Annotated in this window: 1 protein-coding gene; it reads left to right on the top strand. The window is 24.2% G+C overall.

The features are described from left to right. Positions 1–773: 773 nt before the first annotated feature. Positions 774–1,992, top strand: a 1,219-nt coding sequence (locus CHF27_RS13620) for a methyl-accepting chemotaxis protein (RefSeq protein WP_158534780.1), incomplete at its 3' end; no start/stop codon positions are given.

Genomic DNA, 1,992 nt, shown 5'->3' with positions numbered 1-1,992 from the left:
GCTTTATCTAAATTATAATTTATTTTGATAATAAATAATTAAATTTAGAGTACAATATTAAGAATTTATATAACAAAAGGAAGGTGTTTAAACATCTTCCTTTTGTTATATAATGAAAATTTCTTGATTTATATTAATGAAAATTTAATTGATGTAATTAAAAATCATTAAGATAGAAATTTTATTTGAATTTAGTTAAAATAAAAATAAAATATAGATTATTGGAATAGTTTGTAAAATATTAAGAAATACAATGTTAATAAAATTAATAATTAACCTATAATTTACAAAAAAATAGAAATATGGTAAAATATGTCATAGATAAATACTGTATGTATTTTAGTGTAAAGTATAAAATTTAGAGCATAAAGGTAAAAATATAAATTTATTATTACTAGATTGAGTTGAAAAAACTTGGTTTTATCAAAAGAGACAAGAGTAGCAATTTTATCATCTTCAGGAAAAGGTTTTCGATATTGGGAATACTATGAGTTAAAGAGATGTAGATTTTTTAAAAATAATTTCTATTTTATTATAAAGAGAATCATGATTATATTAAAAAATAATTATGTTTTGTATAAAGAAAAATTTTCTTATTTTAATTTAAAAGTTATCTTTAAATTTATTTAAATGTACATTTATATTATTTAATTAAACTATGCATTTTAATAAGTCATTTTGTAGATATTTTACATATGAAATGAATAATGAAATAGTTTTAATATAAAATTAAGTATTTTAATAATATCTAAAAGTATTGGGGAGGAATGAATGTGAAAAATTTAAAAATTGGTAAAAAATTAGGGATATCTTTTGTGATTTTGGTGATGATCGCAGTATTTGTAAACTTTTATACACTGTCTAGTTTGAAAAAAGCGGGACAATTAAGTCATGATTTATTTAAGGGACCTTATGAAGTTACAAAACAATCTATGGCTGTTCGTTCATATGTAAATTCTATTGGAAATAATATTAGTAATGCAGTTTATGTAGAGCATTTTGCAGCGGATAATAAAGTTGTAATTTTAGATGCATTTGAAAATGTTGAAAAAAGCATGAAAATAATTAGTGATGCTAATATAACTGATAAAAGTTTAATTGATACTCTTGATACTTCAGTATCTGAATTGAGAGAACAATTTAAAAGTATTTATGCAATTATAGAAAGTGGAGGATATAAAGATGCACAAGATAAAGCAAATGAACATCATAGTAAACTTGTACAAGTATATAATAAATGTGCAAAAGATGCGTTAAATCTTTATCAAGATGCAGAAGTCAAAGGCATAGAATTTGATAAAAAAGTAGAATCTACTGTAAAAATAGTATTATATATTGCTATAGGCATGGGTATAGCTAGTATAGTAGCAGCATTAATTATATGTATATATATTACAAAGAAATTAAAAGACCCAATTGAAGAAATAGAAATGTCTGCAAATAAAATGGCAGAGGGTGACTTTGATATTAATATTAATTATGAATCAAAGGATGAATTAGGTAGTTTATCAAATAGCATGCGTCAAATGAGTAAGAAAACTAAGGAAATTGTAAATGACACAGTTCGTATTTTGGGAGAAGTTGCATCAGGTAATTTTGATGTTACACCTGAAGCAGAATATATAGGAGTATTTAAAGATGTTGAAGAATCAGTGATTAAAATAACTAATGATTTAAGCGAAACAATGTCACAAATAAATGTAGCCTCAGAAGAGGTTGGAGCAACATCAGATCAAGTGTCAAGCGGATCACAAATGTTAGCACAAGGTGCTACTGAACAAGCAAGTGCAATTCAAGAATTATCTGCAACTATTTTAGAAATATCTGATAAAATTAAAGATACTGCAGGCAATGCAAAAGAAGCTAATGCTTTATCAATGAATGTAGGTAATGAACTTGAAGAAGGTAATGAACAAATGAAACAAATGGTTAAAGCCATGGAAGAAATTTCATTTACTTCTAATGAAATCGGTAGAATTATAAAAACAATAG

It is taken from the genome of Romboutsia maritimum (assembly GCF_002251085.2).
Taxonomy (GTDB): domain Bacteria; phylum Bacillota; class Clostridia; order Peptostreptococcales; family Peptostreptococcaceae; genus Romboutsia_B; species Romboutsia_B maritimum.
This window is presented reverse-complemented; position numbering and strand designations above follow the sequence as displayed.